18 protein-coding genes are annotated in these 24,497 nt (G+C 60.5%); 9 read left to right on the forward strand and 9 right to left on the reverse strand.

The window, feature by feature from the left end:
- The first annotated feature begins 55 nt into the window (after positions 1-55).
- Positions 56-2,713 (forward strand): AAA family ATPase, encoded by a 2,658-nt coding sequence (locus PCO31110_RS09410; RefSeq protein WP_306439150.1) that lies wholly within the window; start codon positions 56-58, stop codon positions 2,711-2,713.
- A gap of 6 nt (positions 2,714-2,719) precedes the next feature.
- On the opposite strand, the gene PCO31110_RS09415 is transcribed toward PCO31110_RS09410, so the two are convergent.
- The 5 genes from PCO31110_RS09415 to PCO31110_RS09435 all read right to left on the reverse strand — a co-directional run bounded on the left by PCO31110_RS09415 (position 2,720) and on the right by PCO31110_RS09435 (position 8,858).
- The gene (locus tag PCO31110_RS09415; RefSeq protein ID WP_174979442.1) at positions 2,720-3,859 is read right to left on the reverse strand and encodes a helix-turn-helix domain-containing protein; all 1,140 of its coding nucleotides are present in this window, start codon (positions 3,857-3,859) and stop codon (positions 2,720-2,722) included.
- A gap of 419 nt (positions 3,860-4,278) precedes the next feature.
- Positions 4,279-5,136, reverse strand: coding sequence for a helix-turn-helix domain-containing protein (locus tag PCO31110_RS09420; RefSeq protein ID WP_010806184.1), 858 nt, complete (start codon positions 5,134-5,136; stop codon positions 4,279-4,281).
- Positions 5,133-5,987: a helix-turn-helix domain-containing protein gene (locus tag PCO31110_RS09425; RefSeq protein ID WP_010806185.1), complete on the reverse strand. Its 855-nt coding sequence runs from the start codon at positions 5,985-5,987 to the stop codon at positions 5,133-5,135. The genes PCO31110_RS09420 and PCO31110_RS09425 overlap by 4 nt, the downstream gene beginning before the upstream one ends.
- A gap of 248 nt (positions 5,988-6,235) precedes the next feature.
- A complete protein-coding gene (locus PCO31110_RS09430) occupies positions 6,236-7,738 on the reverse strand; it encodes an EAL domain-containing protein (protein ID WP_174979444.1) in 1,503 nt (500 codons plus the stop codon).
- 331 nt (positions 7,739-8,069) lie between these two features.
- Positions 8,070-8,858, reverse strand: a complete 789-nt coding sequence (locus PCO31110_RS09435; RefSeq protein ID WP_150690241.1) for a response regulator transcription factor — start codon at positions 8,856-8,858, stop codon at positions 8,070-8,072.
- 808 nt (positions 8,859-9,666) lie between these two features.
- On the opposite strand from PCO31110_RS09435, the gene PCO31110_RS09440 reads away from it, so the two are divergent.
- The 8 genes from PCO31110_RS09440 to PCO31110_RS09475 all read left to right on the forward strand — a co-directional run bounded on the left by PCO31110_RS09440 (position 9,667) and on the right by PCO31110_RS09475 (position 19,543).
- Positions 9,667-10,029, forward strand: coding sequence for a hypothetical protein (locus tag PCO31110_RS09440; RefSeq protein WP_010806188.1), 363 nt, complete (start codon positions 9,667-9,669; stop codon positions 10,027-10,029).
- Between the two features lie 252 nt (positions 10,030-10,281).
- Positions 10,282-11,157, forward strand: a complete 876-nt coding sequence (locus PCO31110_RS09445) for an acid phosphatase (protein ID WP_306439151.1) — start codon at positions 10,282-10,284, stop codon at positions 11,155-11,157.
- A 162-nt stretch (positions 11,158-11,319) separates the two neighbouring features.
- Positions 11,320-11,619, forward strand: a complete 300-nt coding sequence (locus PCO31110_RS09450) for a YXWGXW repeat-containing protein (RefSeq protein ID WP_081636167.1) — start codon at positions 11,320-11,322, stop codon at positions 11,617-11,619.
- A gap of 119 nt (positions 11,620-11,738) precedes the next feature.
- Complete coding sequence (locus PCO31110_RS09455; protein ID WP_150690242.1) at positions 11,739-13,307, forward strand: DUF1254 domain-containing protein; 1,569 nt, start codon at positions 11,739-11,741, stop codon at positions 13,305-13,307.
- 232 nt (positions 13,308-13,539) lie between these two features.
- Positions 13,540-14,595: an AI-2E family transporter gene (locus tag PCO31110_RS09460; RefSeq protein ID WP_010806191.1), complete on the forward strand. Its 1,056-nt coding sequence runs from the start codon at positions 13,540-13,542 to the stop codon at positions 14,593-14,595.
- A gap of 540 nt (positions 14,596-15,135) precedes the next feature.
- A complete protein-coding gene (acnB, locus tag PCO31110_RS09465; RefSeq protein WP_010806192.1) occupies positions 15,136-17,721 on the forward strand; it encodes a bifunctional aconitate hydratase 2/2-methylisocitrate dehydratase in 2,586 nt (861 codons plus the stop codon).
- 305 nt (positions 17,722-18,026) lie between these two features.
- Entirely contained in the window at positions 18,027-18,878 is an 852-nt protein-coding gene (locus tag PCO31110_RS09470; protein ID WP_010806193.1) for a hypothetical protein, read from the forward strand.
- A gap of 119 nt (positions 18,879-18,997) precedes the next feature.
- Entirely contained in the window at positions 18,998-19,543 is a 546-nt protein-coding gene (locus PCO31110_RS09475; RefSeq protein WP_150690243.1) for a hypothetical protein, read from the forward strand.
- Between the two features lie 201 nt (positions 19,544-19,744).
- Here the strand turns inward: PCO31110_RS09475 and PCO31110_RS09480 are convergent, their stop codons facing one another.
- From PCO31110_RS09480 to PCO31110_RS09495, 4 genes are all read right to left on the reverse strand, one after another.
- Positions 19,745-20,983 (reverse strand): phenylacetate--CoA ligase family protein, encoded by a 1,239-nt coding sequence (locus tag PCO31110_RS09480; protein ID WP_150690244.1) that lies wholly within the window; start codon positions 20,981-20,983, stop codon positions 19,745-19,747.
- Positions 20,984-21,056: 73 nt separating this feature from the next.
- A complete protein-coding gene (locus tag PCO31110_RS09485) occupies positions 21,057-21,869 on the reverse strand; it encodes an ABC transporter ATP-binding protein (RefSeq protein WP_010806196.1) in 813 nt (270 codons plus the stop codon).
- Positions 21,870-21,966: 97 nt separating this feature from the next.
- Positions 21,967-23,292, reverse strand: coding sequence for an ABC transporter substrate-binding protein (locus PCO31110_RS09490; protein ID WP_150690245.1), 1,326 nt, complete (start codon positions 23,290-23,292; stop codon positions 21,967-21,969).
- A gap of 81 nt (positions 23,293-23,373) precedes the next feature.
- Positions 23,374-24,450 carry a branched-chain amino acid ABC transporter permease gene (locus tag PCO31110_RS09495; RefSeq protein WP_010806198.1) on the reverse strand — a complete coding sequence of 359 codons (1,077 nt, stop codon included), beginning with the start codon at positions 24,448-24,450 and terminating at the stop codon, positions 23,374-23,376.
- Positions 24,451-24,497 lie beyond the last annotated feature (47 nt).

Below are 24,497 nucleotides of genomic sequence, written 5' to 3' on the forward strand. Positions count from 1 at the left end.
CGCCCTCCCCCGAAATTCTTGCATGCCTGACATGACATCTCGCGATACCACTCTCGTGCTGCAACGCCTCAATACTCACTGTGCGATGGCGCTCGAGGCGGCCGCGAGTCTGTGCAAGCTGCGACTTTCAGACGAAATCACCGTCGAGCACTGGTTGCTCGCGCTCCTTGAGGCAGGTGACGGCGATATCCCCGCCATCATGGGCCACTACGGCATCGACGTGGATGTTCTCTGGGATGTGCTGATGTCCACCATCGACCGCCTGCCGCGCAATCTGCGAAAAGATCCTGGCCTGTCGTCGCAACTCGTGAGCCTGCTGCACGCCTGCGTGGACAATGCCCAATGGCCTATCCGCTCCGCCCATTTGCTCCAGGTCATCGTTGATGCACCACACGTGCTGCGTGCCCCCTCGCTCTGGCCGCTATTGAGCTTCAACAGCGCTCAAATCGACAAACTTCTCTCGCAGCTCGGCGCCCACACATGCGAAACGCCGTCGCCCCTCAGCGCGCCCTCAGCGATAGTCGACTCAATGCTTCAAACGACATTCGGGCAGGACATGGCGTCCACGGCGCAGTCATACATGCCGGCAGCGGCCTACGGCATGGGCTTGGCATCGGCGGACCCGCTGGCACGTCACACCACCGATCTGACGAAGAGAGCGAGAAACCGGGAACTCGATCCCGTCTTCGGGCGTGATCGAGAGATCCAGCAAATGATCGAGGTCCTCGCCAAGAGCCGAAAAAACAATCTGATTTTGGTGGGAGATCCCGGGGTGGGAAAAACGGCCTTGGTCGATGGGCTGGCGTTACGCGTGGCGAGCGGCAACGTGCCGAATGTCATTCGCGACGTGCGTATTCTGACGCTTTCCCTCGGGTCGTTGCTGCCGGGTATCGAAGGAGACACCGGATTCGGGCAGCGGTTTGACGCCGTAATCGACGCGGCGCGGGCGAGCGCCGAGCCTGTGATTTTGTTTATCGACGAAGTCCACACGCTATCGAGATCCTGTAATTCGACAAATGAAGCAGACGCAATCGATCTATTGAGGCGCGCACTGGCACGTTGCGACATACGAACCATTGTCGTGGTGACGTGGGCGGAATACAAAGCGATCTTCGAACACGATGCCTCCTTGGCTCGCCGCTGTCAGATCATTCGGGTCGACGAGCCGGACGACGACGACGCATGCCTGATGTTGCGCGGACTCAAGTGGCACTACGCAACGTTCCACCGGGTCCATGTGCGGGACGACGCGCTGGTGGCAGCAGTCAAGCTCGCGCGTCGCTATATTCCAACGCGGAAGTTGCCGGAAAAGGCCTTTGATCTGCTCGATACCGCGGCCGCGCGCGTGAGGATGGCGCTCGACATCGCACCGGCGGCCCTTCAGCGAGCCTCGGCAACAGTCAGTGCACTAGAAATCGAGCAGGCGACACTTGAATTCGATATTGCCGAAGCGGGAGCCGGCGCGTCCAAACGGTTGAAGGACATCGAAATCTCCCTTCATGCGGCAAGGGCTGAGGTGAATGACGTTCGAGCCCGTTGCGCTACCGAGCGCGAGCTTGCCGATGCCATACGGGCGCAGCGCGACGCAGCGCCTCAGATGCGCAACGCCAACGCGTTGGCGCTCGCTTGCGAAGCGCTGGCACAAGCGCAGGCTCAGGACACGACCCCGCTCGTGTCCGCTGACGTTGACGCACAGGTAGTCGCTCAGGTGGTCGCCGAGTGGACGGGGATTCCTGTCGGCAATTTGGCAATGGACGAGTCACATGATCTCCTCGCGCTGGACACGCCATTGAGATCACGGATAGCGGGACAGCACGACGCCCTGCGGGTGCTCGCCGAAAACCTTCGGACCGCCAATGCCGGATTCAAGCCGGAGCGTGCCCCGTCAGCGGTCTTTCTGCTGACCGGGCCATCCGGGGTGGGAAAGACCGAGACGGCATTGGCACTGGCGGACATCCTGTTCGGCAGTCAGGCCGCGCTTATCGTCCTCGACATGTCCGAATACCACGAAGCCCGCACCGCCTCCCGCTTGACGGGACCACTGCCGGGCGATGCCGGATATGGCCGGGAGGGTGTGCTGACCGAGGCGGTGCGTCAACGGCCGTACAGCGTTGTCCTGCTTGATGGGCTGGAGAATGCCCATCGCGAGGTGTTGGACATACTCTGCCGAGTGGTCGATGGGCGCGTGACTCACGACGCGCAGGGACGCACGATCGACTTCCGCAACTGCGTCTTCCTGATGACGTCCAGTGTCGGGGGCGAAACGATCGAGTCGATCACCGCCGAACAAGCGGACGCGCCCCACGACATACTGCTCGACGCGGTTCGACCGGTGTTGTCAACACACTTCTCGCCCGCCCTTCTCGAACGCGTGCAACCTCTTGTGTACCGTCCTTTGGATGGGTCAGCGCTCCGGGAGGTCGCTCAAATGAAATTCGCAAAGGTCGCGGAGCACCTGAAAGGGAAGCACGGGATGACGTTATCCGTAGCCGAATCGCTGGTGACGACGTTGACGCAGCAGTGTCTCGCACGAGATACCGGCGCGCGCGGCATCGACGCCCACATCAACCAACAAGTCTTGCCCACGATTGCCCGGGAGATTCTGGTCAGGCGTACCTCGGGAGAGGCAGCGCAGCGAATCGGTCTTTCACTGTCGCAAGACGGTCTGCTTGCCATCGACGTTGCGGCAGGTGGGCCCGCGCGCCACGAGTAGCCGGCATCAATCCGGTGTCATGAAGGCACTCCCCCCGGCACCCTGAAAATCGTCGGGAAAGGGTTTCAGCTTCTTCAATCGTACCGAGGCCTCAGCGGTTTGCTGGGCCAGATGCTCCGATGCGGGGTTTGCGTAATTCAACAGGTGGGTATACAAGCCCGCAACGCTCTGGTCGGCAAGCTCGAATGAGAAAGCCAGTTCTCGCGCCTCGCTCGGCGTCACCCCGAAACGTGCCCGGAACGCCCGTAGAAAATGGTTACTCCCCGAGAATGCCAGGTCATGCGCGAGACGGGTAATGGACAGCGCACCCCGTCCGTTCCCGAGCGTCAATGCGCGATAAGCGGCATCCAGCCGCTTGTTACGGATCACCGTCGCGATGCCGCCGTCAGCCGCGAAAATGCGATAGAGATGCGCACGTGAGACACGAAAGCGCATGATGATGGCATCCAGCCCCAGGGAAGGCGACGTGAGATTGGCATTGATGTATGAAAGCACTTGACTGCGCAGCACGCGCGAGAGCGCCGAGTCTTCGTTGAACCACGTCGATTCCGACTTCTTGGCGAGGATCTCGGCAAGCAGATTCAACGCGCCACTCTCCACACCGGGTGCTTCCTCGCTGTCAATCTCGGCGGCCACGTCCGACAGGCTGGCGAGGAATCCGGCGAGCAAACGGGTGACAGCGTATTCAGCCTTGAGAACGGTACCGTGGATGCTGCGCCCGCCAGTGGATTTGTCGATTGCCTCGCGCGGGATCACCAGAGACACCGTCGCGCCTGGGCTAACCTGTGTGTTGACAACGCGCGAAAGATCCATGGCGAGAATATCGCCCGGACGCACCGCAACGGGCACCCCTTCGAAATCGCCATCGAGCGAACCGGAAATGAACAGTTGGATCAGGTACTGATCGAGACTGCTGCTCAATGTCAGCTTCCGACTCCGTTCATGCCGCTGCGAATTGAACGCCGTCTCACCTATCAGCAACCTGCCGACATGTGTCGATGTCAGCGCCCCTTCAAGGCTGCCCCCTTTTTCACTTTTGACATGACGGGCGTCGAAAAAAGGGCTGATGAGCAGGCGGCAAGCCTCGTCACGATCCTCGGGAGGGAGATAGGCCGTGGAAAACGTAACGCCGTCGGTCGACTGCAAGCCGAATGCGTCCGCTCCGGAGTTGGTGGGCATGCCTTGGTTTCCTTAATGCCGACGCCCAATATGCCGAGCAAGAAGACGTCATTTTCGAAGTGTCCACATGGGAAGCCGCTTCGCTGGCAACTGGGGCAAACACCATGCAATTTGACCCGCTAAGTCTCGAGGCCAACGCCTGATGCTTCGGATCGCACCCCATCATCTTCGGGCAAGCCCCGAATCGCCGCGCTTATGCCCATCGGCCGAGCCATTGCGGCCAGCGTCGTATTACAGCTACGCATGCGTATTATGCGGAATTTAACACGGCAAGCGAGAGAATGCGATTCGGTCGATGCCGTCTCGCCGGGGGGGTATTGACAGGGCACACAGACGGCTTCGGCCCCCTTCGGGAGGGCTCCGGCGTCGGACGTAAGTGGCTCCGCTCAGTTATCGGAAGACGGTGAGCTGCCGTCCTCATCTTTATCCGCGGCCCGGCACTGCCGAAGCGCGCGGAATTTTGAGGGTGTCAAGCCAGTGTGCTTCTTGAATGCGACGCTGAAATTGCACGGACTCCGAAAGCCGACCTCGTGCGCAACATCCGTCACCGAGATGCCCGAGTGCTGCAGCAGCCACGCCGCGCGCGCCAGTTTTTCCCGCCGCAGATACTCGGACACCGAAACGCCCAACTTATCCTTGAAGTCTCGCGATAAGCGACGATCGCTTGCACCAACGGCGCTCGCCAACGCCTTCGCACTCATGTCGGCGATCCGGCCGCCGTTGATCAGTGTCATCACCGTACGCGTGCTTCGCGACGCGCGATCGACCCGTTCGCGTTCGACCGGATCGGTAACACCGCGCCCAATTCGCAGTTGCACACGCAATCGCGCAATCAATTCCTCGGGCATGAAGGGAAAGACAATGCAGTCAGATGCACCGGAAGCCAGCGCGCGGCTGCGAGCCTCGCTGGCCGCTTCGGCATCGACATAGATGACGGGTACGCCACGAAGGCGCGGCGCACCGCCCATCAGGCAACAAAACGCCCTGGCATCCATCGCGCGGAGGGCGCCGTCGACGACGAAGGCCGTCGGCGGAGAAACCAGCGCCTCGTAGTAGCTCGTCCAGCCGTCGCACACCTCCCGCACGTCGAAAAGCTGAGCGCGCAGTTCGTCAACCACGTCGGCAAACGCTGCAGGGCGCTCAGTCAGGAGCCAGAGGGTGGAACGAATTGCTGTATTGGCGGAGAACCCGCCCCCCTCACCTTGCGACGCATGCGGCCCGGAAGGGGCTGACGGGCTCGTCATGACGTCGCCCCGGCATACCCAAGCGTCCTCCCTTGCGGTGCGCACGTCTCTGTGCGCCAATCCTGCGCGCGCAGGCCGCTCCCGCTCCGGCATTCGTCGCTCGAAGCATATCGGTATTCGGATGGCGACTGCCCGACGTCCTGTCTGAACGCCGTCGCGAAGTTGGCGCCATCGCAAAACCCCAGAAGTTCGGCGATGGCCGTCACGCTCATATCGCTTCCCTTGAGCAACACGGTGGCAAGATCGATCCGGCGCCGCTTGAGAAACCGTACGATGCTGCAGCCCAGAACACTTCGAAAGGCGGCATCGAGGTGCCCCACCGACACGCCGATACGCGAGGCCAGCACCTGTTGCGAGATGTTGCCGATCTCGGTTTGAGCAAGGTACTTCACGGCCAGATGATAGATTTCCTGCTTGCGCGAGCCCGTGATGTCCAGACTATTCCGAGATGCCGGCACAACGGCAAACTCAGGCCGCGTCCTGAGATGCATCCCAATGCGCAAGTCCAACTCTTTGGGGGATGCATCGGTGTCGATGTAATCGACGGCGCCGGCACGGAAACACCGCACCCGCAGCGCCGGGGCCTGCGCAGGTCCAAACGCGATGATCGATGCGTCATGTTGGCGCAACACCTCGCGGCATCCCGAAATCGCGTCGACATTCGAATCGCGAACACCGACAAGCACCAGATCGGGCAGGTCGTCCGACGCGCAGCCCCTCAGGGCTTCGGTAAGACTTCGCACCACGCGAAGGCTAACGCCGCTCAAACGCACGCCATCCTTGATGCACGTTATGTGACCGATTCCGCCATCGACCATCACATAACGCTCGGATTGTGATTGCAATTGCATGGCACGTCCCCCGTTTGACACAAGCCGGACACTCTCGCCATAGAAAAGCCGATAGGTCCGTTTTTCCCTGACGGCACGCCACCACCGTTCAGGAATCAGTGGTAGGCGCGCACATGATCGATCGGGCCGAATGGCGCCTCGTGGATCGTGAGAGCATTGTCGTCAACATGGGGGAGCATGACTCTCCCTGGCGTCTCAGAATTCGGTTCTTTTTGTCTCCATCCTCCGCTGTGCAAGAGAAAGTCTGCTTACAAAACGGCGGGGCATGGGCTCGCCGCCTGCCCGGCATCCGCACGGCACCGTTCAGCCAGGCGGGGAACAAACACGTGAATCGGCATGGGACGGCCAAACAGATAGCCTTGCAGAATCGGCACTCCGCGCTCACACAGGTAATCTCGCTGCCGCGATGTCTCGACTCCCTCCGCGATGATAATCAGGCCGAGCTTCATTGCCATCTCGAGGATACTGTCGAGCACTCGCTGAGAGAGCGCCCCTCCGCCAATCTTCGCCACGAAGGTCTTGTCGATTTTTACGGCGTCCATATCGAAATCGCGAAGATAGCCAAGACTCGAATGCCCGACACCGAAATCGTCGATGGCAATCTTTATGCCTCTCGCGTGCAATGCGTCGAATATCTCCATGGTGTCGATTTCGGAGCCCAGCAGATCTCGCTCCGTAACTTCGAGCACGAGCTGCACGCGACTTTTGCCCAACACCGCCTGCAAAGCGTCGCAATCCGCGATGATCGATCGCTCACTCATGTGTCGCGCGCTCACGTTGAAACTGAGCCGGAAATTCGGCGGCAAATCCACGGAGGCCAACATTTCTCCTACGGCGCGGAACAACGCTCGCGTCATCGGCACGATTAGCCCGCTCGACTCGGCCAGCGGAATGAAACTGTCCGGCATCACCTCGCCCTCTTTCGGATGGAGCCACCGAGCGAGGATCTCCGCCCCAATCCAGCGCCCGTCGTCTGCGCAAACCAGCGGCTGAAAATAGGGCACGAACTCACCGAACTGCAATGCTCTTACCATTTCATGACGACGAGAACTTACGGCAGCTAATCCGCGCTTGACAACGCTCCCGAGAAACACGCTGAGTACCGCGAATGCGATCAGCAATCCGGCGTAATCGGAGATCACCCGTCTTGCAAGCTCCAGCCGGGGACTCTCTGCACGGACAAGCACAGGGAAACGTTTGGAACGCATAACCACCGTGCTGGCGGGGGCGTCCGAATGCACCGAAATGAGTCCATCCTTTCCGATGGACACCGCGCCCACATGAACCGTCATGTCGATTCCGTCACGCGCCATCAGCCCCAGCACATCGCGAACGTGCCGTCCGTCGATAGCGACAATCGCACCACGGCCTCGCACTGCGCTCCGATATAGGAAGAGTGTGGAGTCAGGAACGGCTCCGCTGTGCGGAAGGATTTGCAGGCGCCCGTCGACGTAATCCGAGACGTCGCGTTCGCGGCGATAGGTGCCATACAAGGAACTGCAATAGACAGCAGAGGTATCGACGAACAAATCGACCGACCTGACGAACAGCACCGAGTTGACCTGCTTGCGCAGGTCCAGCACCACGTCGTCGCAACTTTTCCCTGCCTCGTCACGCACCCGGGCGGCCGCCTCTGCGGCGTTGCCCAATATCCACTCAACGTGAACAAGGACACGATGTGCTTGCAGTTGGACTTCGTCGTCCAAAGAACGGCTCGCATGCCAATACGCGAGCCAGACCGCTGCGATCATGGGAACAACGCCAGCAGAGATGGCGAGCCAGAGGTGCCAATGCCGAGGAAACGCAGGTCTTCCCGCCACATTCGTTTGCACGTCCCCCCCTGGCATAAGCTCGATGGATGATCAGGATCTGCGACTTTTTTGCCAACACCTCCTGTCACGCAAGCCTATTGAATGTCCCCCGCTGCTATCTTTGACAAATACAAGAACGGTATTGAATTTCCGCACCGCATCGCGCCCCTGCCGAGAAAAAACGCGCCGGCGTCTGCAATCGGTTGCGGAGCCGTCCATGGGCGACGGTTCTCCGCCATGCCGTTACGAAATCGGCACGGCTGATCGACCTTCACTGCCACGTTCTCGGCAACGCAGGGGGCCACTCGCGATCCTCGTCGGAGTGCTTGGCCGAGCGAAAAATCCGATACCCCTGCCCACGCACGGCGGCAAGTTGCAGCTCACCCGTTGCGCTGAGTTTCAGCTTGTTTCGTAGTCTGACAACCAGTACATCGATGCGCCGCGTTTCCCGGTCAACATTCAGGCGCCAGACATTTCGCAAGAGCGCTTCTCTCGAGACGGTTTTCTCGAAGTGGGAAAAGAGTGTCCAGGCGACATCGAACTCAAGTTCCGTCAGGACAACAGCTTGCTCCGCCACCAACACCGAACGTGAGGTGTTGCATAGATCGTAGGCACCAATATTGATGCGCGTGGGGCGCATTGTGATCGGCAGCGACCGGCGAACCAGCGCACGCAGGCGTGCCAGGAAAACCGGGGGGGCGCATGCGGCATCGACACATTCGCTGGCGCCGGCGTCAAGGGCCATCACGACCTCGTGATCCGTCATTCGAACGCCAATCACCACAAGTGGAACTGAAGGATTCCTGAGATGCACGACACTGATCCGATCGAGCGAGGTCCAGTGCGCACGCCTCAGATCTATGATGACGACGTCGGGAATCCCTTTCTCGATAGCCACCAGGGCCTTTTCGAGCACGTTAAACGTCAGGACATAATGCCCGTCTTCAACTATCGAGCGCACGAGCGTCTCGACTTTCGAGTGGTCTCCGCTTGACGGCCCCACAACTGGCGACGCGTTCGTGTCGAGAAACGCCGACGCAGTCAGTATCAATGCAAACACCGTTTGTCCTCCCGCTCATCGCACGGAACCTTACGCCAGCGCGCGAGCAAGCCCAGCCCGAATATTTCACGCCCGCCCCTCGTTGGATCTTCCGTCAGCGCGATCCGGCAAGTTCAGACGATTCGCTTTATACCTTCAGGAAATGAACGGCGCATTTGATACTTGGCTGCCAGTATTTGATTTTCTGCTTAGCCGCGCGCTCCGAACCATTGAAAAGGCCCTCCGGCTGACTGGGTGAACGGATCAAAAATCGAGATCGATTTTCCAAATATCCGTCCGCGCAATAAGACGTCAAATCACTCAAAGGGCTGTTTCTCGCCCCACTGAGCGGCAACATTTCGGGTCAATTGGGTGCGCACGCACCGAAGCATCGATACGACGACGTATCTGCTCGGTGTTCGCTATCCAGTCGATGTCGTGACACGCGCAGAGCCGCATGCGCAACCCGCTGCGGTTGACGGAAAACACATGCTGCACACCCTCTGCGGGCCGTCCGTGGTGAGCAGCGGCACCTCGCAAAACGCGCCCGCGCATTCATTCGTTTTCGAAACGATGGCGGGGCGAAGCTCGCTTGGGTCACGGGTGAGGTCGAGGTCCGATCGCGATAGCGACATCTTCCTCACCGGTGTCGGCATCGGACTCCGGAGCCTGCGCACGTCCCATGTCGGTTGGTCCCCACGGATGTCTCAATTCTCTTGATAGGGCTGTTGATTTCATGTGCAAGCGATCACTCCTTGGCGTATGCGGACTCGTTGTGGCTTCGCTGGGCTACTGCGCGCCCCTTGATGCCACCACTTCCGGACAACCGATGGAAGCCATTGTGTCGCCGGCGCAGCAACGCGTGATCGATGCGAGCATCACCGGGTTACGTTCGCCGAGCGACCGTGCGGTCGCCCGCGGGTGGCCGCGCGCGAAGCAGGTCGCCGAGTTCATCTGTCGTCAGAAAGCGCTGGCGGCCTTTGACGGCAAGCTCAAGGGGGTGGATCGCGTATTCCTCGGCACCGATGACCCCAACAGTCTCAGCCTGATTCGCAGCGACAAGTTGGTTGGCACCGGTCAGGCGCGATACGACGGAGGATGGCGCACGTTTTCGTTCGAATGTCTGATGGACCCGAAAACCGCGAAGGTCACGAAATTCCTGATTGCCATGCAAGCGGTACCGTCGGTCTGACGATGGCACTCGGAAAATCTCGGGAAGCCCGGTCTGTTGTCCGCCGCAGCGACCACCCCTCGATTTCGTCTCATTCTTGATACCAATTTGACTCATTTCACCCCCAACCCCGTTTCTCTCGAAAGCTCCCGGAGTACAGTCGAGGGACAACTGCCATAAAGAAATCCACTGAGTGGTTTGCCGCCGGTTTTTCACAAGAACAACATAAACCACCCTCTTTCATTGCCGCAAAAAGCGAATACCGGATGCTCGATGCGCGATCAATTCTCAATCACATTGAAACGAGAACCATCCTCTATGCGCCTAGAAAATCATAAGATGACGTACGTGCTCGGCGCTGCGCTCCTGAGCGTTGTCTGTGCGACGGCAACCGCTTCGGACAGCTCGCCGAATCCGAAGATCACCGATCCGCACTTCAAATTCGCGCCCGGCTATCTCCCGCAGAAAGACTTACCTAACAGTCTCGAATTGCTCGGACCGCCGCCTGCCGACGGCAGCGCTGCACTGGCCCGAGACGAAGCCGCAAGGGAAGCGACCGTGCCGTTGCGCGGCAAAGCGCGCTCGGAGATCGCGCGTCTCGACGCCGACCTCGTGTTTCCGCAGCCGGCCAAGAACTTCTCCTGCGCAATGGGCGTCGACATCGATCAAAAGAAGACCCCTCGTCTGTATCACCTGATGGAGCGAGTACTGACCGATGCGGGGATGTCCACCTATGGCGTCAAGAACAAATACAACCGCACTCGCCCCTTCGTGGTTCACAACGAAGGCACCTGTATGCCGGAGCAGGAACCGTTGCTGCGCCATGACGGCTCATACCCGTCGGGCCACACCGCGGCCGGCTGGGCATGGGCGCTGGTCTTGACCGAAATCAGCCCGGAGCGAGCCGATACGCTGTTCAAGCGTGGCCTGGAGTTCGGTCAAAGCCGAGTCGTCTGCAATGCGCATTGGCAAAGCGACGTGGATGCGGGACGCACCATGGGCGCCGCCACGGTGGCCAAACTTCATACCAATGCGGCATTTCTTGCCGACGTGAAGGCCGCGCGCAAGGAAGCTCAGAACGCGAGAACCCAAGGTTCTGCCTCTGCACTCAACTGCGGCGCAGAAGAAGCGGCCTTGTCTGATCAGTAACCAATCGATCGGATGCCCTCGCTCGATGGTCAACGCGAGAGCACCGAAAGATGGGGCTTCGCGCCCCACTATCGGACTCGCTATCGACGTATGAGCGATCTCCGATGGCGGAATTCAGCGCAACCCGATTCCGCCGGCAATCAACAAGGAAACAGAGACGTTATGACAAGGAAGTCCCTTTGTGCGTGGCTAGGCGCGGCAGTCCTCACGCTCGCCAGCGGCATTGCCGTTGCAGAGGCGGTTATCATCGCGCCCCACGAACCGCCCGCCGCACGAGTGGAAGTCGTGCCTGCGGCTCGTGCGGGATATGTCTGGGACCCCGGCCATTGGCGCTGGGCGGCGGGTGGGTATGTCTGGGAGCCCGGGCACTGGCAACCGGTGCGAGTCGGGCATCACTGGATACCCGGCCATTGGATCCGGTTCGGTGCGAACTGGCGTTGGATCCCCGGCCACTGGAACTGAACGCCGCCAACAAGACCGAGCGGCAGCCTCAGCCGCTCTTGCCGTGCTCGTGCAAGCGCGAATGCCGGCAGCTCGAAACAAGCATCTCTTTAGCAACAACTCTAGTGTTGGAGAAGTGAATGATATTCAACCGTACCCGTAGCCTTGTTACCGCCACGCTCATTGGGGCGCTATGTGCCCCGGGCGCCTACGCGCAAAAGGCTCCCGATGGAGCAGCGCCGACGCGAGGGTTCAATACCTACATCCCGCAGGAAGTGCTGACACCCAATACGGTCCAGACCCGAATTGGCACGCTCAACTTTGCCGACGGTATTCCGACGGAAGACACGGCTAAACTGGCCTTCGATAACCTCGACTTCCTGCGCGGCGTGGAAGTGTTCCTCAATCTCATGCCTGCCGCGAGCATTGAAGCGATCCGCCGGTCAAGCGTTGCGCTCGGGGCGACCAAGAGCAACCAGGCCACGATCTACGATCAACTGGCCGACTCCAATCCGCTTCTGCTCACCGCCAACACCGACACGGTCTACGCCTTCTCCATGCTCGATCTGCAGACCGACGGCCCGACCGTGGTCGAGGTGCCGCCGGGCAGCGGTCCGGGAACCGTCAACGACGCGTTCTTCCGCTTCGTCGTCGACATGGGCGCCCCCGGTCCGGATCGCGGCAAGGGCGGCAAGTACCTGATCGTGCCCCCGGACTACACGGGCAAACTCCCCAAGGATGTGAAGGACGGTGGCGAGTACTACATCTCGCGCTCACCCTCCTATGTGAACTTCGTGGTCCTGCGCGGATTCCTGGTGGACGGCAAACCCGACGCGGCATCGAAGATGTTCCGCGAAGGTTTCAAGGTCTACTCGCTGAGCCGCGCAAAGAACCCGCCAAAGATGGAGTTCATCAACTCCTCGAAACAAGCCCTCAACACGGTGCATGCCAACACCTTCGCGTTCTTCGAGGAACTCGATCACGTCATCCAGAAGGAACCTATCGGTTTCATCGATCCCGAACTGCGTGGACTGGTCGCCTCGATTGGCATCCGCAAGGGCAAGACATTCGCCCCCGACGAGCGGATGACGAAGATTCTCACCGATGCGGTCGCCGTCGGTAACGCCACCGCGCGTGCCATCAGCTTCCGCAGTCGCGATCCGCGCGCCGCGCTGTATCCGAATAGTGCGTGGCGATCCGGCTTTATCGGTGACGATTATCGCTGGCTGGGCGGCGACGGTCTCTCGGGCCGCGACCTCGATGCACGTACCAGCTTCTTCTATGTCGCCACGGTCAACACGCCTGCGATGGCTGCGAAACTGGTCGGCAAGGGTTCGCAGTATGCGATTGCCAGCGCCGATGCGGCAGGCAAGCCTCTCGACGGCGCGAAGCACTACCGCCTCCGCATTCCCAATGGCGTGCCGGCTAAGGACTTCTGGTCGGTGGTTCTCTACGATCCGCAGACCCGCTCCGAGCTTCAGACCTCGCAACCGTTCCCCAGCAAGAACAACAAGCGTGACAAGTTGATCGCCAACGCCGACGGGTCAGTCGATCTGTATTTCGGGCCCGAGGCGCCCAAAGGTAAAGAGGCCAATTGGACGCAGACGGTGCCGGGCAAAGGCTGGTTCACGATCTTGCGACTGTACGGCCCCCTCGATGCATGGTTCGACAAGACGTGGAAGCCGGGCGAGATCGAGGAAGTGAAGTAAGCGCGAGCCAGTGAGCGGAGTCATCCGCGAAAGGATGTGAGTGACGACAGGGGCCGCCGGCTGCCGACGCAGCGAGGCGGCCCCTGTTTTTGTGCGCCTCGCCACGCGCACGCCCCCGCCAGTCCGCATCGCCGATGCCATCACCCCGAAATAAATTAGCCTGATATTCTTGCGGACGAAAGACGCGCGATCAGAGGCGCGTTTTCTGCCTTGACCGTTAAGAAAATCCATCATGACAACAACACCCGGGTCCGTTGCACAGACAACTACAGGCGTAGCCGCAGGTCTGGCAACCCTGTATTTTCTTCGCCCGGTACTCATCCCGTTCTTTCTCGCCATACTCCTGCGAATTCTGATTTCGGGCATCGTCTCCGTGGTCGTGCGCCTCCTTCCGCGAGCGCCCAAATGGCTGATCCTGGTGGCTACCGCAGCGATTGTGGGGTTCACCGCCTATAGCATCTTCATCATCACGCTCCAGGGCATCAGCGATCTCATCCAGCAGTCCCCCGACCTCCCCGCTCAACTCGACCGCCTCATTCGGTCTGCCGCCGTGGGCTTCGGGCGGAAATTCGATCTCGCAACCGTTATCGGGTTGATCGATCTCCCCAAACTCGAGCACAGCCTTGCCGCCTGGGTGGGAAACGCCGTGTCGATGGCATTTCTTACCTTGATGTTTCTCGTGTTCATGCTGCTTGGGGCAATGACGAACACCGAGCCGAAAATACTGCGGATCACGACGAGCGAGGCCAGAGCGAATTCGCAGCGCATCGTTCTCAACAAGATCGTGCATGGCGTACAGGCTTATCTGATCTCTCAGACGGCCATCAACCTGGCGATTGCCGTCATCTCCGCGCTGGTCTTCCGGATTGCCGAACTGCCCAATACCGCATTCTGGGCAGTCACAGTGTTTTTTCTCGCGTTCATGCCCGTCGTGGGACCGTTCGTAGCGAGCGTTGTGCCCGCACTATTTGCCGCGCTCCATAGCGATTCGATTACCGTGCCGCTCGGGGTGTTTGTCCTCACCCTTTCCATTTTCCAAATTGCCCACAATCTCGTGCTCCCCAAGCTCCAGGCGAAAAGCACGAACACGGACCCATTGGTCGGACTGTTCGCACTGGGGATCTGGACGCTGGTGTGGGGGGTACCCGGCGCCATTCTTTCGACGCCACTGACCGTCCTCGTGATGGTCATCGCCGCGCAGTTTGAAAGCTCAAGATGGCTGGCGATTCTCATATCGCACGACGGCGCCCCCGATGCCGTGCTTCCGCCGTCCCCCGCCAAAAAGTGAACGCCCGGCGAGCCGATCGGACTGCCATGCGCCGGGCAAAAAAAACCGCCCCTGAAAGAGGCGGCGTAGGCTCCCTACCACCTGGGGGCCGGTAGGGAGAAGTGCGGTCGAGGTAAACCGCAGGGGAGAACTACCCGCCAGCCTCAATCCATTCGAATCGAGTTGCGCAGTAGTCAGAAACAAGGGTAATGGGGGCATCTCCCCGGCACAAGACAGATCGCCCCGCGTCTGGCAACTCGCACCGGAACTCAATGGCGAGAACAGATAATTCAAAGCCCCCTCGTGAGGCCCATAGACGATGGCCGTATCCCGCGACAATCCGCCGGGGCTGAACACGGCATCGAAGTCCTGCTCGGCAAATGAGGTCAAGTCACGGCGACCGTCGGACGACGAACGCTCGCCTCGCCGAACTCTTATATAAGATATAAGACGTTTGACGAGACGCGGCGTCGAGACTAAAATCACGATCAAAGTAGCGCCCGGTATAGCCTTGGAGGCCTGAACAGCCTTCCCCCGAAACGCAACACAGCAGGTCTCCCCATGCTTGAAAACTATCGTGCTCACGTGGCCGCACGCGCCGCGCTTGGTATTCCTCCCCTGCCGCTGACGGCACAGCAGACTGCCGAACTGGTCGAGTTGCTGACGAACCCGCCGGCTGGCGAAGCGCAGACCCTGCTCGACTTGATCACCCATCGCGTGCCCGCCGGCGTGGACGAAGCCGCTCGCGTGAAGGCAGGCTTCCTTGCCGCAGTTGCCAAGGGCGAGACCCGCTGCGCGCTGATCTCGCGTGCCCGTGCGACCGAACTGCTCGGCACGATGCTGGGCGGCTACAACATCCAGCCGCTGATCGAACTGCTGCCGGACGCCGAAGTCGGCACCGTCGCCGCCGACGCCCTCAAGAAAACCCTGCTGATGTTCGATCAGTTCCATGACGTCAAGGAACTGGCCGACAAGGGCAATGCCAATGCGCGCGCCGTGCTCCAGAGCTGGGCCGACGCCGAATGGTTCACGAGCCGTCCGGAAGTGCCGCAAAGCCTGACCATTACCGTGTTCAAGGTAACGGGCGAGACCAACACCGACGACCTGTCGCCGGCCCCGGACGCCACCACCCGCCCGGACATTCCGATGCACGCGCTGGCGATGCTCAAGAACGCACGCCCCGGCATTACCCCGGAAGAAGACGGCAAGCGCGGCCCGGTCAAGTTCATTGAATCGCTCAAGGAAAAAGGTCATCTGGTCGCCTATGTGGGTGACGTGGTCGGCACCGGCTCCTCGCGCAAGTCGGCCACCAACTCGGTGCTGTGGTTCACGGGCGAAGACATCCCCTTCATCCCGAACAAGCGCTTCGGTGGCGTGTGCCTGGGCAGCAAGATCGCCCCGATCTTCTACAACACGATGGAAGACGCCGGCGCCCTGCCGATCGAACTCGACGTGTCGAAGATGGAAATGGGCGACGTGGTCGAACTGCGCCCGTACGAAGGCAAGGCGCTGAAGAACGGCGAAGTCATCGCCGAGTTCCAGGTCAAGTCCGACGTGCTGTTCGACGAAGTGCGCGCCGGTGGCCGTATTCCCCTCATCATCGGTCGCGGCCTGACCGCCAAGGCTCGCGAAGCCCTTGGTCTGCCCGCGTCGACCCTGTTCCGCCTGCCGCAGCAGCCGGCCGACAGCGGCCGCGGCTTCTCGCTGGCGCAGAAGATGGTTGGCCGCGCCTGCGGTCTGCCCGAAGGTCAGGGCATTCGTCCGGGCACGTACTGCGAACCGAAGATGACCTCGGTCGGCTCGCAAGACACCACCGGCCCGATGACCCGCGACGAACTCAAGGATCTGGCCTGCCTCGGTTTTTCGGCCGATCTCGTCATGCAGTCGTTCTGCCACACCGCCGCTTATCCGAAGCCGGTGGACGTGAAGACGCACCAGACCCTGCCGAACTTCATCAGCACGCGTGGCGGCATCGCACTGCGTCCGGGCGACGGTGTGATCCACTCGTGGCTGAACCGCATGCTGCTGCCCGACACGGTGGGCACCGGCGGTGACTCGCACACGCGTTTCCCGATCGGCATCAGCTTCCCGGCAGGCTCGGGGCTGGTCGCCTTCGCGGCCGCCACCGGCACGATGCCGCTGGACATGCCGGAGTCGGTGCTGGTCCGCTTCAAAGGCAAGATGCAGCCCGGCGTCACGCTGCGCGATCTCGTCAATGCGATCCCGCTGTACGCCATCAAGCAAGGCATGCTGACCGTTGCCAAGCAAGGCAAGAAGAATATCTTCTCGGGCCGCATCCTCGAAATCGAAGGCCTGCCCGACCTGAAGGTCGAGCAAGCGTTCGAACTCTCGGACGCCTCCGCCGAGCGCTCGGCCGCCGGTTGCACGGTGCATCTGAACAAGGAACCGATCATCGAGTACCTCAACAGCAACGTCACGCTGCTGAAGTGGATGATCGCGCAAGGTTATCAAGACCCGCGCAGCCTGCAACGCCGTATCGCGGCGATGGAGCAATGGCTGGCCGATCCGAAGCTGCTCTCGCCGGATGCCGATGCGGAATACGCCGCGGTCATCGAGATCGATCTGGCCGACATCCACGAGCCGATCGTGGCCTGCCCGAACGATCCGGACGACGTGAAAACCCTGTCGGACGTGGCCGGTGCGAAGATCGACGAAGTGTTCATCGGCTCGTGCATGACCAACATCGGTCACTTCCGCGCGGCGTCCAAGCTGCTCGAAGGCAAGCGCGACATTCCGGTCAAGCTGTGGGTTGCCCCGCCGACCAAGATGGATCAGAAGCAATTGACGGAAGAAGGTCACTACGGTGTCTTCGGCACGGCGGGTGCCCGTACAGAAATGCCGGGCTGCTCGCTGTGCATGGGTAACCAGGCACAAGTGCGCGAAGGCGCGACGGTCATGTCGACGTCCACCCGCAACTTCCCGAACCGTCTCGGCAAGAACACGAACGTGTACCTTGGCTCGGCCGAACTCGCCGCGATTTGCTCGCGTCTGGGCAAGATTCCGAGCAAGGAAGAGTACATGGCCGACATGGGTGTACTCGCCACCAACGGCGACAAGATCTACAAGTACATGAACTTCGACCAGATCGAAGACTTCAAGGAAGTCGCCGACACGGTGCAGATGTAAGTGTGAAGCTGGGTGACGGCGCGGGACTTGCGCCGTCACACCGTCGCATCACGATCAAATGGCGTCCGGAGCGTTCCGCTCTCGACGCCATTTTTTTATGGATGCGATGACTGCGCGCGCCCGCCGATGGCGTGCCAGGCAGATCATCAGGTGTATTAAACATCCGCAGAAAAATGCCGTTATCTCTCAGACGGTTCGGCATCAATGCCGGCCCGTAGCAATCCCCATATCTCCTGCGACCGGGATCTCGTGCATCCCCGCCGCAGGAGATATGGGGCCGTCGTCTTTTATGAAATGCGGAAGAAATGAATCTGAGATTACGATATGGTGTCGCTGCGGCACTGCTCTGCGTCCTTCTGGCGGGTTGCGAGGACTCCGAAATCGGTCAGGTGAAAGCCGCCAACGACCCCGTCGACACGACGCACACTTACGGCTCGGCATTGTCCGAACGTGCCGCCTGCAAAAGCATTAGTTGGAAAACGTTCAAAGACAGCAGCAATCGCACGGCGGTTGAATATCGCTGCGAGTTGAACGACGCCGTCGCCGAGTTGAACAAGGTTCGCGATGCGCAGATTGACGAGATCAACGGCTATCTCAAAGCCAGCAACGACAATCTCGGGAAAGCCATTGAAGGCGCGGCAGGCGATGCGGCTCGCTATACGAAGCTCCTCGAAGAGAAAAAGGCCGAATTGCGGCAAATCGACGAAAAGAGTCAGGCCCAGATGGCCGGCATGGATGGCCCTTCGGCGCTGAAGGCGAAGCAGGTGTGGGATGCCTCAAGGGCTTACGCCGTGTCTGAAGTCGAGCGCTATCAGGCAGAACTCGACAAGGCCAATTCCGGTACAAATACCGCGTCGCTGGAAGGATCGAGGCAAAGCTATCAGCAGCGATATGCCAACGACATCGCCAATCTCCACCGACAATATGACGGTGTGAAATCCGTCACGGAAGTCATCCAGTGGGCCGTGAAGGACAAGGAGGTCATTCCGACCTATTTCGGCTTTGAGATCGACTCTGAGCTGGGAAAGAAGACTACCGATAAGTCTGCGCAGTTCCGTGGCTTTCTTCAGCAGATTGGCCAGCACCGCGGGCAGGATTACGTTACTTTTGTAGCACCGACAGTCCTCACAGGGATTTCGGCGACGACCAATAAATAAGTGGCGCCTCGCAAACGCGGGTTGGCGCCAAATACAATCAAAACGATTGTGGTACGGCGGGACTGGTGGCAATTCGACTCCGGCACCGCCCACCCGCGGCCATAGACCTTTCCAATACGATGATCAAAGAGAACATGTGCGCACTTGCCTTCGTCGCGCTAGGCCTGCTGAGCCAAGCCTCGAAGGCGACGGCTTTCGAGGCTTGGGGCTTCGTTGGCGGCAACAAGAAGGAGGACGTATTGCGCGAAGCCAAAGCTCGCGGCGACACGCTCGACGAGAAGCCTGGAGGCGTGTTCATTCATCGGCGTGACCCCAATACGGGCGCGCTGGACACTTACCATTTGGTGTTCTGTACCACAGGTCTTTCGCTGGTCTCGAAGTCCCTCACTTTTACAGCCGCAAATTACGCAAACGAGCAATACGCTCTGGTAAAACAGTACGGAAGTCCCACAGTGACCGCGACAGATCAGTCCATCACGAATCCAGCAGGGACATGGGAATGGAGGGAAATCAAAAGCATCTGGCAGGGCCAGGCGGAGGAAATCCGGATGATTCTCACGGTACCGACAGGCGACTCTGCCAAACTCGGGCTAGTGCCGGGCATGAGTATCGTTCATAGCAATGAATCCGGATGCAAGCCTCACGAACTTTCGCGCAGTGAATAAGTGATTGGCCGCACCTGGGCGGATCTACCTTTCGAATCGGCTATCCGCCATCGATTGGTTTCTTATCCATCCGAATCTTTTTGCCCTCATCGGCCTGTTGACCGCTTGCGGGGCGATGGCGCCAATCCCATATCACCGTGCTGCGACCTATTACGACCGCAGCACGTTCGTTGATGCTACTTGTGCACAACGGACGGCAAATCAATCGTAAGCCCGCGCGTCCTCGACCAGTTTCCCATCGGTCGGCAGTGTCCCGGCGGCGACAAAATCGACCTCGCCGCGCAACCGGGTCACATCCCGGAGTGTTTCCTGCACGCGCGCAGCCAGCCCTTCGGGCGGTGCGGCGTTCGTCTCGCAAATCAGCCGCATCCGATCGTCGCCAATCCGCCCTTCCACTCGCAGCCGCAGGCGAACCAACTCCGGATACCGCTTGCCGATCTCGCCGATCTGCCCTGGGTGCACAAACATACCGCGCACCTTGACCGTCTGATCGGCGCGGCCGAGCCAGCCTTTGAGCCGCATATTGGTGCGCCCGCACGGGCTGATTCCCGCCTCTACCGCCGACAGATCCCCCGTCGCGAAACGAATCAACGGATAGTCCGGATTGAAGTTCGTGACCACGACCTCACCGATCTCACCGTCCGGCACCGGTTTCGTGCCACCCGGCTCCACCAGCTCCACCAGCACGTTCTCGTCGACGATCAATCCCGCCTGTGCGTCGCTCTCGAACGCGATCAATCCCAGATCGGCCGTGCCATACAATTGCCGTGCCGTAATGCCGCGCGTCTTGAACCAATCGCGTAACGATGGCGGTAATGCCTCGCCCGAGAGCGTCGCCCGACGAATGCAGCCGATATCCGCTCCGGCCGCCTCGCTCTTCTCGATCAATATCTTCAGAAACGACGGCGTCCCGGCATACGCCACGGGTTGCAGATGACGAATCGCGGCAAGCTGCATCTCCGTCTGCCCGACCCCGGCCGGAAATACGCAGCATCCCAGCCGGGCAGCGCCCGTCTCGATCATCATCCCGGCCGGCGTGAAGTGATACGAGTACGTGTTATAGACCAGATCGCCCGCGCGCAAGCCCGCGGCAAACATGGCACGCGCAAAGCGCCACCAGTCACTGCCGCGGCCGTCCGGCTCGTAGATCGGACCGGGCGACTGGTACACGTGCGCCAGACCGCCCAGGGGCGTTGCGTTCATCCCGCCGAACGGAGGGCGGCGCACCTGATACGCCGACAGATCCGACTTGCGCGTCACAGGCAGGCAGGCCAGTGCATCGCGCGAGCCGATGTCCTTCGCATCGACGTTGCCCAGCACCTGCGTGAAATACGGCGCGTGCGTCTGCGCATGCGACACGTGCGCCGGCAACGCCGCCAGCAGTGCCTTCTCGCGAACCTCCGGCGCACGGGTTTCCAGCGTGTCGAAGTAATCGTTCATATTGACGGAAATACGTTGAGGATTAACAGTCAGCCACTCATTCGATCTCGCAAACACGCAAGCGCGCAATTGCTCAGGCGATCCAGCGCTTGCGCCGTCGATAGCTCTTGACGTTTCGGAAGCTCCCGGCGCTACTGGCGCCGTCCTTGGCAATTCCCAGGTAGAACTCCTTGACGTCCTCGTTATCGCGCAGCGACGCCGCATCGCCGTCCATCACCACCCGGCCGTTTTCGAGGATGTAGCCATAGTCCGCGTAACGCAGCGCCGCCATCGTGTTCTGTTCGGCCAGCAGGAAGCTGACGTTCTCGCGCTGGTTCAGGTCGCGCACGATGGCAAAGATCTCTTCCACGATCTGCGGCGCGAGCCCCATCGACGGCTCGTCGAGCAATATCATCGACGGCTGCGCCATCATGGCGCGCCCGATCGCGCACATCTGCTGTTCGCCGCCCGACGTGTAACCCGCTTGCGATTTGCGGCGCGTCTTCAGGCGCGGGAAGTAGGCATAGATGCGTTCCAGCGCATGCTGCTGGGCACTGCGCGACGCATGCCGCACATAACCGCCCGTCAGCAAATTCTCTTCAATGGTCAAATGCCCGAAGCAGTGACGGCCTTCCATCACCTGAATCACCCCGCGCTTGACCAGACCGTTCGGCGTGAGCTTCTCGACCCGCTCGCCGCGATAGTCGATCGTGCCCTTCGTGACCTCGCCGCGCTCGGCGTGAAGCAGGTTCGAAATCGCCTTGAGCGTCGTACTCTTGCCCGCCCCGTTGGCCCCGAGCAACGCCACGATCTTGCCCTCCGGCACGATCAGCGACACCCCCTTGAGCACGAGAATGACGTGGTCGTAAATGACTTCGATATTGTTGACGCGCAAACTCGCTTCCATGCATAACTCCGGAATCGATGCTGCCGGGTTCATCCACCGGCCATGGTTCGTCAGCCTTCGCCCACGTGGCGCGCTGCCACGCGGGCGAAGGCGTCGATTACATCTTGTAGCAGGCGGGCGTCATCCCCTTCTCTTTGGCGTACTGCTTGGCCGAGGCCTCGAAAAGCGGGTGAATCAGACGCCGGTTACCCTCGATCCAGTCCGACACGAGCACCCACTTGGCGCCGTCCCATTGCTGGATGCGCACCTTGCCCGATCCCTCGTGATCCTCGCAGCTCGTCTTGATGTCGGGCAGCAGGCCGGTCGCGCCCAGCGCCTTGAGCCGGGCGGCGTCGATATTCAGGTTCTCGAGCGCCCAGCGCACCTGCACCGGCGTCATGACCTTGCCCTTACCGAACTTGTTCTGCGCCGTGTTGAGCGCCTCGACCGTCGCCACCGCCGCCGAAACACCACGGTTGTACAGCACCGAGCCGACCTTCGACGGGTCTTGCATGTTGCCCTTGCCCGCGCCGTAGACCACCTTCTCGATGTCGGCGATGACTGGCACCTGCTTGCCTGCCACGTTCCACGTCGCGCTCATGTATCCCTTGGCCGCCGGGCCCGCCGGAATCGTGTCTTCTTCGGAGCCGGCCCACCAGCTACCGACGATCTTCTCGCGCGGATAGCCGACCTTTTGCGCGGCCTTGAGCGCCGTCTGGTTCATCACGCCCCAGCCCCAGAACACCACGTAGTCGGGATTCTCCTGACGAATACGCAGCCATTGCGCACCCTGTTCGTTACCTGGGTGCGCGACCGGAATCTCGATGAGGTTGAACTTGTTGATCTTCGACTCCGCCTGCATCGCGACGATCGGCTCCTTGCCATAGGCCGAGTCGTGATACAGAAAGACGATCTTCTTGCCGTTGAGCGACCCGCCGTTCTTGCTCGCGAGGAACTTGATGATGGCCGACGCCTGCATCTGATACGTCGTCACCAGCGGGAATGCCCAAGGAAACACCGTGCCATCCACGGCATCGGTGCGGCCATAGCCCATCATCACCAGCGGCACCTGATCGGTTGCCGTCTTGTCGATCAGCGCGTAGGAAATCCCCGTCGCCATGACGTGATACGCCGTGCCCTTGGTGACCGGGTTCTTGCCCTTGAGACGTTCATAGCACTCCACGCCCTTGGCGTTGTTGTACTCGGTCTCGCACTCCTCCCACGTCAGCTTGACGCCGTTGACGCCACCATTCTTCAGATTCACGTATTGCAGATAGTCGATGAAACCGCCGTAGAACGATTGCCCGTTCGCGCCATATGGCCCGACCCGATAGTCGGCAAGGGCGATGAACTGGTCGTTCGATTGCGCGAACGATGCGCCCACGCTCCCGATGCCGAGCACGAGCGCCGTACCCAACGAGACCGCCAAGTTTTTCGTGTTCATGCTGTGTCTCCATCTGTGGTTTTATTCATGGCAAAACGTGTCTGGCAGCGCGCAACTCCCGGTGCACGAGCCAGCCGAATCTCAATGCGGGAAGGGCCAGATGCGCAGCTTCTCCTTAGCAATCTGCCAAAGCCGCGCCAGCCCGTGCGGTTCGACAATCAGGAAAAAGATGATGAGACCGCCAAAGACCATCAACTGGATATGCGAGACGGTGGCGTTGGTGAACGGCAAATGCAGGAACGTGGCGATCGCGGGCAACGTGCTGTCGAGCAGAATCGGCAGCAGCAGAATGAAGGCCGCCCCCAGAAAGCTGCCGAGAATGCTGCCGACGCCGCCGATGATGATCATGAACAGGATACGAAAGGACAGATCGAGCGAAAAGCCATCCGGTTCGACCGAACCAAGGTAGCAGTAGGCGTAGAGCGCGCCGGCCACGCCGCAATAGAACGAACTCACCGCGAAGGCCAGCAGTTTGACGCGCATTAGCGGAATGCCGATGACTTCGGCAGCAACGTCCATGTCGCGCACCGCCATCCAGGCGCGGCCGATGTGGGAGCGCACCAGATTCTTCGCCACAAGCGCCATGACGGTCACGACACCCAGCACGAACAGGTATTTGCGCACCGGCGTGTCGACGTCCACGCCAAGAATGGAGATCTTCTGCGCGGTAATCACGCCCGACGAACTATTGTTCGAGAGCCACGGAAACTTCGTCAGCACCCACAGCACGAAGAACTGCGCCGCAAGCGTGGCGACCGCCAGATAGAAGCCCTTGATGCGCAAGGACGGCAGACCGAACGCAATGCCGACGAGTGCCGCGCAAACACCCCCGAGGGCGAACGACGCAAGAATCGGCATGCCTTCGATGCGCAATTGAAAGTTATACGACGCGTACGCGCCGACTGCCATGAACGCTGCCGTGCCCAGCGACAGTTGCCCGGCGTAGCCCGTCAGAAGATTGAGCCCCAGCGCGGCGAGCGAGAACACGAGAAAGGGCACCAGAATCGCCGTCAGCCAATACTCGGTGGCAATCCACGGCAGCACGCCGAACGCAATGGCGAGCACGGTGCACACGGCAACCCGGTCCTGCCGGATCGGGAAAATCTGACTGTCGGCTTCGTAAGATGTCTTGAACTGCCCAGCTTCGCGATAGAACATGTATGGCCTCTGCGATGAATGCGTGCGCGTACGTCCCGAGTGGAATA

This window comes from Pandoraea communis, assembly GCF_902459745.1.
Lineage (GTDB): Bacteria > Pseudomonadota > Gammaproteobacteria > Burkholderiales > Burkholderiaceae > Pandoraea > Pandoraea communis.